The sequence below is a fragment of the Micromonospora sp. NPDC049114 genome (assembly GCF_040648635.1).
Lineage (GTDB): Bacteria > Actinomycetota > Actinomycetes > Mycobacteriales > Micromonosporaceae > Micromonospora.
In genome coordinates this window covers 310693-319508 of record NZ_JBEZEA010000007.1, presented here as the reverse complement: position 1 = coordinate 319508, position 8816 = coordinate 310693, and the positions used below count along the sequence as shown (strand labels likewise).

The window sequence follows — 8816 nt, the reverse complement described above, 5'->3', positions numbered from 1 at the left end:
ACCCAGACCGGGCGAGGCCGACGCCAGACCGGGCGAGGCCGACGCCAGACCGGGCGAGGCCGACGCCAGACCGGGCGAGGCCGACGCCAGACCGGGCGAGGCCGACGCCAGACCGGGCGGGGCCGACGTCAGAGCGGCAGGCCGGCGTCAGACCGGGCGGCGGCCGGCGAAGCCGCACTCGGCGCGGTGGTACCAGCGCACGTCGGAGTCGCCCTCCAGCCAGCACCAGAGCACCGCACGGCCGGCCCGCTCGCCGGGGAAGTCGAGCAGCACCGGCGCGATGCCCTTGACCTGGATCTCGTGCTGGTGCAGCTCCTCGACGACGGCGTGCAGCCGGGCCTCCAGCCCCTTCACCTCGGCCAGTCCGCCGAGCGCGCTGACGCCGTGGTCGGCCAGGTCGACACGCAGCTCGGCGAGGTCGGCGCGGAGCCGGATCAGCTCGTCGACACGCGGCTGCAGGGTGGCCACCAGGTGCCGGGCCTGAGCGAGTGTGAACACGCCGCCAGTATGCGCCACGTGCCGTGCCGCGCATGCCCCGCGAGTGGCGCGGCGGAGGTCACGGGAAGGCCGGGCGACTCGGCGCTGCCGGCGGCGAGGACGTCCCGGGCGGTGTCGGTCGGCGGGTGCGGGCCGCTCGGTGGAGTCAGTCGGCCTGGGCGGCCAGTTCGCGGGCGCGGTCCCGGGCGGCCTCCAGCGCGGCGAGCAGCGCCGCGCGTACGCCGTGCTTCTCCAGCTCGCGGATCGCGGAGATCGTGGTGCCGGCCGGTGACGTGACCGCCTCGCGCAGCTTGACCGGGTGCTCGCCGGAGTCGCGCAGCATCACGGCGGAGCCGATAGCGGTCTGCACGATCAGCTCGTGCGCCACCTGCCGGGGCAGCCCGAGCAGGATCCCGGCGTCGATCATGGCTTCGACCAGGAGGTAGAAGTAGGCCGGGCCGGAGCCGGAGAGCGCCGTGACCGCGTCCTGCTGTGACTCGGGCACCCGGATCGTCTGACCGAGGGGCTTGAACATCTCCTCGGCCAGGGCGAGGTGCTCCCCGGTGGCGTACGCGCCCGCCGAGATGGCGGTCATCGCCTGGTCGACAAGCGCCGGGGTGTTGGTCATGACCCGGACGACCGGGGTGCCCTCGGGCAGCCGGCGGTTGAAGAAGCTGGTGGGCAGCCCGGCGCAGAGCGAGATGACGAGCTTGTCGGCGGGCACCTTGGGCCCGATCTCGTCGAGCAGCGCGGCGGCGTCCTGTGGCTTGACCGAGACCGCGAGCACGGCCGCCTCGTCGACGGCGGCCAGGTTGTCGACCACCCGTACGCCGTAGCGGGCGGTCAGCTCCTCGGCGCGGGCCGGGCGGCGGGCGGTAGCGAGCAGCCGTTCCACCGGCCATCCGGAGCGCAGCAGCCCGGAGAGCATCAGCTCGCCGATCTTGCCGGCGCCGATCACCGCGACCGTGTGCACCTCGGCTGACATCTCGGCCGTACCCCTCTCGCGTCGGAGCACGGCGCGGCGGACCAACCGGCCCGCCGCGCCGTGCCGTTGACCAACTGCGGACCGGTGGCCCGCCGCGCCGTCCTACCGTCGATCAGCTGCCGAAGAAGACCTCGGCCTCGGCGTACCGCTCCAGCGGCACGGTCTTGAGCTCGCGGGTGGCCTCGGCGAGGGGCACCCGGACGATGTCGGTGCTTTGCATCGCGACCATCTTGCCCCAGTCGCCGTCGTTGACCGCGTCGATGGCCTGCAGGCCCAGGCGGGTGGCGAGCACCCGGTCGAAGGCGGTCGGGGTGCCACCGCGCTGGATGTGGCCCAGCACCACGGTGCGGGCCTCCTTGCCGGTCTTGGCCTCCAGCTGCTCGGCGAGCCACTGGCCGATGCCGCCGAGGCGGACGTGGCCGAACGAGTCCAGCTCCTGGTTGGCGAGCACCATCTGGCCGTCCAGCGGCTGGGCGCCCTCGGCGACCACGACGATCGGGGCGTACTGGTGCTGGAAGCGCTTCTCGACGTAGCCGGCCACCTGGTCGACGTCGAACTGACGCTCGGGCAGCAGGATCACGTTGGCGCCGCCGGCCAGGCCGGCGTGCAGGGCGATCCAGCCGGCGTGCCGGCCCATCACCTCGACGACCAGGGTGCGGTGGTGGCTCTCCGCGGTGGTGTGCAGCCGGTCGATGGCCTCCATCGCGATGTTGACCGCGGTGTCGAAGCCGAAGGTGTAGTCGGTGGCGCCGAGGTCGTTGTCGATCGTCTTCGGCACGCCGACCACGTGCACGCCCAGCTCGTAGAGCTTGGTGGCCACGCCGAGGGTGTCCTCGCCGCCGATAGCGATCAGCGCGTCCACGCCCTGCTCGGCGAGGTTGTCCTTGATCCGCTCGACGCCGTTCTCGATCTTGAACGGGTTGGTCCGGGACGAACCGAGGATGGTGCCGCCACGGGGCAGGATGCCGCGGACGTCCGCGATGCCCAGGGGACGGGACAGACCCTCCAGCGGGCCCTTCCAACCGTCCCGGAAGCCCACGAACTCGTGACCGTAGGTGGCGACGCCCTTGCGGACCACCGCCCGGATGACCGCGTTGAGACCTGGGCAGTCGCCGCCGCCGGTGAGCACGCCGATACGCATGATCCGCTCATCCTCCTGGAGCATCAGGTAAAGCCCGATATGCCCCAGGTATGTGTCAGGTCAGACCATCGGCGCCATTGCCGGCCCGGGGCGGGCCGTCACTGCGAACTGTAGTCGGCCTACCTGCGCGACGACAGCGCGCCCCGGGGGCGGCGGGTCAGTACGTCACCTCGCGGTTCTCGCCGGCCTCCGGCGGCTGGCCGGTGACGGCGGCCTTCGCGAACCCGAGCAGATTGACCACGGTGCTGCTCGGCGAGTCCCAGTACTCGGCGGAGCTGGCGTGCACCTTGATCAGGGTCAGGCCGGGCGTGTCCAGCCCGTCCGGGAACCAGACCTTGAGCACCGGGTTCCACAGCCGCTGGGCGCGCTCGGCGTCGAAACCCTCGTTGGCGGTGCCCGAGACCGACACCCAGGCGTTGTGCTTCTGGTCCGAGAAGGCGACGTTGACCTCCGGGTTGACCCGGATCTGACGCACCTTGGCGGAGTCGGCGTAGGCGAAGAACCACAGGTCGCCGTCGAACTCGGCCTCCTGCAGCCCCATCGGCCTGCTCACCTGGCGCCCGTCCAGTGCGATCGTGGTGAGCATGCAGATCCGTGCGGCGCGGACCAGCTCGGTGACCCGCGTCCGGGCCTCGGCGATGCTGGTCGGATCGTTGCTCATGGCAGCCTCCCTCGGCTCGACTGGTCGAACCGTTGCCCGGGACAGAACCGGTCAAACCTACAAAGGTACGACGACCGCTCAGCGTGCCGTCATCGCCCGCCAGCGGGCCAGGTTGTGCCGGGCGTCGACCAGGGCGTCGTGCCGGGCCGCGTCCGCGTCCGGCAGGGTCGGCCGGCCCCGGTCGTCCCAGAGCTGGCGCAGGTCCTTGGTGAACCGGGGGATCTCCCGGGGCAGCGCCGGCATCGCCCCCCAGAGCTGGGCGAGGACCACATGGTCGTACGCCGCGTACCAGGCCCACAGCTCCAGCTGCTCCCCCGGCCGGTCCCGGACCGGCTCCATGAGGAAGTCGTACAGGTCGTCACGGATGCGCTCCCGGGAACGCCAGGCCCGGTCCGCCGGAGACGGCAGCCGGTCCAGCACGTTGCGTCGGACCCAGGGCACGGCACGGGAGTCGTCGAACTCGGTGGAGACCGCGTAGAACTCGCGGCCGTACTCGTCGACGACACCTATCGACACGAGGTCGACGATCCGGCCGTCCTCGATGAACTCGCAGTCGTAGAAGTAGCGGTAGACCATTCCGGCCATCCTCGCCCACCGCCGGCCGGCAGCGGCCGGCGGGGGCCGGTGCAGGGAGTACGCCGCAGCTCGCGACGGTCACGGAAGTGCTTCGAGGGGTGTACAGCAAGCGACTGGACCGTCATGATCTGATGTGTACCGCTACCGGATGCCGAATCGGTGTCAGTTCACCTTGTCAGGGCCATCAGGTTCACCCGGTGAGCGATTGTGTGGTCCATGACCGGGGAGGGGTTGGGCCGTGGAGATGCGCCTGCCGGAGCCGGGTGACGCGCTCACGGGTGTCGAGATGTTCGCCGGGCTGGAGCCCGAGGTGCGCCAGCGCGTCATCGCGGCCGCTGTTCCGCGCACCTACCGCAAGGGTCAGTTGCTCTTCGTGGAGAACGACCCGGGCGAGTCGCTGATCGTGCTGCGCCGCGGCGCGGTGGCCGTCTTCCGCACGGCGCCGACCGGCGAGCGGGCGGTGCTGTCGGTGATCCGTCCTCCGGACGTGCTCGGCGAGGTCTCCCTGCTCGACGCCTCCACCCGGTCCGCGTCGGCCGAGGCCATCGAGGACTGCGCGGCGCTCGCCCTGTCCCGGGGCGCGTTCATGGAACTCGTGCACTCCAACCCGCGCATCCTGGACGCGGTGATGCGCTCGCTGGGCGGCCTGATCCGTCGGCTCACCGAGCAGAACGCCGACCACGTCTTCCTCGACCTGCCCGGCCGGGTCGCCAAGACACTGGTCCGGCTGGCCGGCGAGAGCCAGGCCCCGATGATCACGATCGAGCTCAACCAGAGCCAGCTCGCCGAGATGGCCGGCGGTTCCCGCCAGAGCGTCAACCAGGCGATCGGCTCCTTCGCCAGCCGGGGCTGGCTGCGGACCGAGGGCCGCCGGATCGTCGTCACCGACGTGGCCGCGCTGCGCCGCCGCGCCGGCATGAACGACCGCTGAGCGCGCCGCGAACGACCGCTGAGCCGCACCGCAGCGTCGGCGTCAACGTGAACGACCGCTGAGCCGCACCGACGGGCAGCGCACCACGACACGACACGGCCGGGTCACCCGTGGGCGGCCCGGCCGTGTCGTCGCGTCACCGACGCGCGGTTCAGACGCCGGGGCTGCCCGGGCCGGCCCACTTGTTCGGGCCCTTGCTGTCGCCGCCCGGGCCGTTCGACTGCTCGCTGACGATGCCCTCGGCCTGGAGCGTGGCGAGCGTGGCGGCGTCGACGTCAACCGACTCGCCCGCGGAGTGGCTGACCCCGTTGCCGTCGGTCCAGTCGCTCTCGAGCTTGACGTACACCATTGACCTGTCCCCCTCTGGTCGCTGATCGAAGATGTGGCGGACTGAATGTAGTCCGCCGGACCCAAGGTGGACTGTCCACAAGCCAACAGGCCGGTTACCTGACAGCCACGTGGGCGGTGATACTGCCCTGTGACGGGACGACGGGGGGCGTCGGCCCGGATCGCCATGGAGGGTGTGTCATCGCCGCGCAGTGTGGGCGCTGTGGACGCACGGCCGCCGACGGCGACCGCTTCTGCGGTGGCTGCGGTGCCGAGCTCGGTGCCGTGTGCCCGCACTGCCTGCGCCCCCTCGCCTCGGACGTCACGTTCTGCACCTCGTGCGGTTCGCCCCGGCCGGGCGCGGACCGGCCGGCCGCCGTCGCCCCGCAGGAGGACCGCCGCCGGGTGAGCGTGCTCTTCGTCGACCTCATCGACTTCACCCCGTACGTCGAGCGGGCCGACCCGGAGCAGGTCCGCGGCATGCAGACCGGCTTCTTCTCCGCGGCCCGCCGGGTCGTCGGCCAGTACGGCGGGGTGGTGGAGAAGTACATCGGCGACGCGGTGATGGCGCTGTTCGGCGCCCCGATCGCCACCGAGACCGACGCGCTGCGCTGCGTCCGGGCCGGGCTGGAGCTGCAACGGGTGCTCACCCGGTTCGCGCCGACGGGTAGCACCGAGATGCGGTTCCGGGTGGGGGTGGCCACCGGGGAGGCCCTCGTCGACGTGGCCGCCGCCCGGGACGGCGGGCAGGCGATCGTGGCCGGCGACGTGGTGAACACCGCCTCCCGGATGCAGTCGGTCGCGCCACCGGGCGGGGTGCTGGTGTGCGGCACCACGCACGCGCTGACCAGGGACACGATCCGCTACGAGGAGCAGCCCCCGGTCACCCTGCGCGGCCGGTCGTCGCCGACCGAGGTGTGGCTCGCGCTGTCCCCGCTGCGCCGCCTGCCGACCGATCGAGAGCCGGACACCACGCCGCTGGTCGACCGCGAGCACGAGCTGGGCATGCTGGTCAACGCCCTGCACCGGTCGCTGCGCGACCGGTTGCCGCAGGTGGTGACGATCTTCGGCCGGGCCGGCATCGGTAAGAGCCGGCTGCTGCGCGAGCTGTACCGGCACACGGGCCGGCTGGTCGACGAGCCGCTGACGTGGCGGACGGGGCGCTGCCCGCCGTTCGGCGAGAACGTCACGTTCGCCGCGCTGGCCGACATCGTCAAGACCGAGGCCGGCATCCTGGACACCGACCCGGCCGCCAGCGCGGCGCAGCGGCTGGCCGCCGCCGTGGGCGAGCTGATCGGCCCGGGCGAGCGCGACCGGGTGGTGGACGCCCTGCGCCCGCTGGTCGGGCTGCCCGGCACGCCGCTGCCGGCGGAGGAAGCCGAGTCCGCGTGGCGGCGGTTCCTGCTGGCGTTGGCCGCCCGCCGCCCCACCGTGCTGGTCTTCGAGGACCTGCACTGGGCCGACGACGCGATGCTGCGCTTCGTGGAACTGCTCGGGGCGGCGGCCCGCGAGGCGCCGCTGCTGCTGCTCTGCACCGCCCGCCCGGAACTGGTCGACCGGGACCCGAGCTGGGCCGGGACCATCACCGGCTCGGTGACCATCACCCTGCCGCCGCTGCGCGACACCGGCATCGCCGCCCTGTACGCGCACCTGTTCGGCCAGGCGGCGTTCTCCGCCGACATGCTGACCCCGCTCATCGAGGTGGCCGGCGGCAACCCGCTCTACGCCCACGAGTACGTCCGGATGCTCATCGAACAGGGCGCGCTGCGGCAGTCCGGGCGGGGCTGGTCGCTGGACAAGCAGCTCGAACTGACCATGCCGGAGAGCGTGCACGCGGTGATCGCCAACCGGGTGGACCTGCTGGACGCCAAGGACCGCGCGGTGCTGCTGGCGGCCTCGGTGGTGGGGGTGCAGTTCTGGCCGGGCGCGGTGGCCGCCGCGCTGGGGCAGCCGGTCGAGTCGGTCGAGCGCGCGCTGCGCCGGCTGGAGCAGCGCGACTTCGTGCACGAGCAGGCCGCGTCGACGATGGCGGGGCAGGCGGAGTTCCGGTTCCGGCACGTGCTGGTGCGCGACGTCTGCTACCAGCGGCTGCCGCGCACCGAGCGGGTGGCGCGGCACGAGCGGGCCGCGGACTGGCTCGACGCGCTGTCGCACAGCCGCGACACCGACCTGGCGGAGGTGCTCGCCCACCACCGCTGGGCGGCCCACGAGATCGCCCGCTCGCTCGGCATGCAGGTCCGCCGGTACGCGGGGCCGGCGCGGCAGGCGCTGCACCGGGCGGCCCGGCGGGCGTACGCCCTGCACGGGCTGGACGCGGCGGCGAGCCACGCGGGCCGGGCGTTGGGCCTGGCCGACGACAGCGACCCGGTGGGCCGGCTCCAACTGGAGCTGCTCAGCACGGAGATCTCGTTCTACCGCGACGGCAACGCGTTCCTGTCCGGCGGCGGACCGGAGCAGGTGCACGCGCTGGCGGACCGGCTGTCGGCGCACGGCGACGACGCGTGTGCCGCACGGGCGTGGACGCTGCTCGGTCAGGCGGCCTGGTTGCGCGCCGACCGGGGTGACGCGCTGGCCTGCCTGGACCGCGCGGTCCAGCTGTTCGAGCCGTTGCCGGACAGCCCGCAGAAGGCCGACGCGTACGCCGAGCTGGGCCGCCTGCACATGCTCAACTACGAGCGCGACCCGGCCGTGTCGGCGGCGGACACCGCGGCGGAGATCGCGGAGCGGCTGGGCCTGACCGAGGCGCGCACCAACGCGCGGATCACCGCGGCCACCGCCCGCTACCAGGCCGGTGACCGGGTCGGCCTGGACGAGCTGCACGCGATCGTCGAGTTCGCCCGCGCCGGTCAGCTGCTCGCGCTGCCCCGGGCCACTCAGAACCTGGCCTGGGCGATCCGCGAGGAGGGTGACTGGCTGCGCTCGAACGCCCTGCTCTCGGCCGCGCCGGCGCGTACGGCCAGCGGCCAGACGCTGACCACGAGCTATTCGGCCGAGGCGATGCGGGCGTGGTTCGAGGGTGACTTCGGCCGGTTGCTCGCCGCCGCGGAGGCGTTCGTGGACACGCCGACGGGCAGCTGGGACATGCAGGTGCGGGGTTTGCGCTGCTGTCTGCTGGTGCTCCGCGACGACGAGGACCCGGCCGACCTGGCCGACGCGCTGTCCACCGCGCGGCGCAGCGGCTTTCACCGCCTGCGGTGGACGATGCTGAGCATGGCGGCGCTGTGCCGGGCGTTGCAGGGCCGCGACGCCGAGGCGGCGGAGCTGATCGACGAGCTGGACCGGTCCTGGTCGGCGGTGCCGGCGCTGGCCAGCGGGGAGTGGATCGCCGCCGCCGCGTACGCCGCCGCTCTGGCCGGCCGGGACACCTCCGTGCGGGTCCGGGCGATGCTGGACCGGGTCGGACATCGCACGCCGTGGTCGGAGGCGGCGCTGCGGACGGTGACGGCGGCGGTGGCGGCGGCCGACGGCGACCACCGGCGGGCGGCCGAGCTGCACCTGGCCGCCGCCGAGACGTACGGGCGGATTCCGGACGACAGCGACCGGGTGCTGGCGCTGGCGCTCGCGGCGGCGGAGCTGACCCGCGCCGGCGACCCGGCGGGCGCCCGGGTGCCGCGCGCCGAGGTCCGCACCTTCGCGCTGCGCAACGACGCCCCGGGCCTGCTGGCGCTGGCCGGCCGGCCGATCAGCCCGACGGGGCCGGCGGTGGCCTGCTGAGACG

The 8816-nt window shown here is 73.3% G+C and carries 7 protein-coding genes and 1 pseudogene; 2 read left to right on the top strand and 6 right to left on the bottom strand.

Features of this window, described 5'->3' with window-relative positions:
- Window positions 1-147 precede the first annotated feature (147 nt).
- From AB0B39_RS21880 to AB0B39_RS21860, 5 genes and pseudogenes are all read right to left on the bottom strand, one after another.
- A complete protein-coding gene (locus tag AB0B39_RS21880; RefSeq protein ID WP_234586913.1) occupies window positions 148-498 on the bottom strand; it encodes a DUF2203 domain-containing protein in 351 nt (116 codons plus the stop codon).
- 145 nt (window positions 499-643) lie between these two features.
- Window positions 644-1462 carry a pyrroline-5-carboxylate reductase gene (gene proC / locus AB0B39_RS21875; RefSeq protein WP_357496744.1) on the bottom strand — a complete coding sequence of 273 codons (819 nt, stop codon included), beginning with the start codon at window positions 1460-1462 and terminating at the stop codon, window positions 644-646.
- Window positions 1463-1574: 112 nt separating this feature from the next.
- Window positions 1575-2603 (bottom strand): 6-phosphofructokinase, encoded by a 1029-nt coding sequence (locus AB0B39_RS21870; RefSeq protein ID WP_234587020.1) that lies wholly within the window; start codon window positions 2601-2603, stop codon window positions 1575-1577.
- 157 nt (window positions 2604-2760) lie between these two features.
- Window positions 2761-3264 (bottom strand): pyridoxamine 5'-phosphate oxidase family protein, encoded by a 504-nt coding sequence (locus AB0B39_RS21865; RefSeq protein WP_357496742.1) that lies wholly within the window; start codon window positions 3262-3264, stop codon window positions 2761-2763.
- A gap of 70 nt (window positions 3265-3334) precedes the next feature.
- Window positions 3335-3840: pseudogene (locus AB0B39_RS21860) on the bottom strand (polyadenylate-specific 3'-exoribonuclease AS); the annotation flags it as partial.
- Window positions 3841-4078: 238 nt separating this feature from the next.
- Here AB0B39_RS21860 and AB0B39_RS21855 point away from each other — a divergent pair.
- A complete protein-coding gene (locus AB0B39_RS21855) occupies window positions 4079-4771 on the top strand; it encodes a Crp/Fnr family transcriptional regulator (protein ID WP_007463121.1) in 693 nt (230 codons plus the stop codon).
- A gap of 151 nt (window positions 4772-4922) precedes the next feature.
- Here AB0B39_RS21855 and AB0B39_RS21850 read toward each other — a convergent pair whose 3' ends face one another.
- Entirely contained in the window at window positions 4923-5120 is a 198-nt protein-coding gene (locus tag AB0B39_RS21850; protein WP_357496740.1) for a hypothetical protein, read from the bottom strand.
- Between the two features lie 116 nt (window positions 5121-5236).
- Between AB0B39_RS21850 and AB0B39_RS21845 the strand changes: the two genes are divergently transcribed.
- Window positions 5237-8812, top strand: coding sequence for an adenylate/guanylate cyclase domain-containing protein (locus AB0B39_RS21845; RefSeq protein WP_357575203.1), 3576 nt, complete (start codon window positions 5237-5239; stop codon window positions 8810-8812).
- Window positions 8813-8816: the final 4 nt, after the last annotated feature.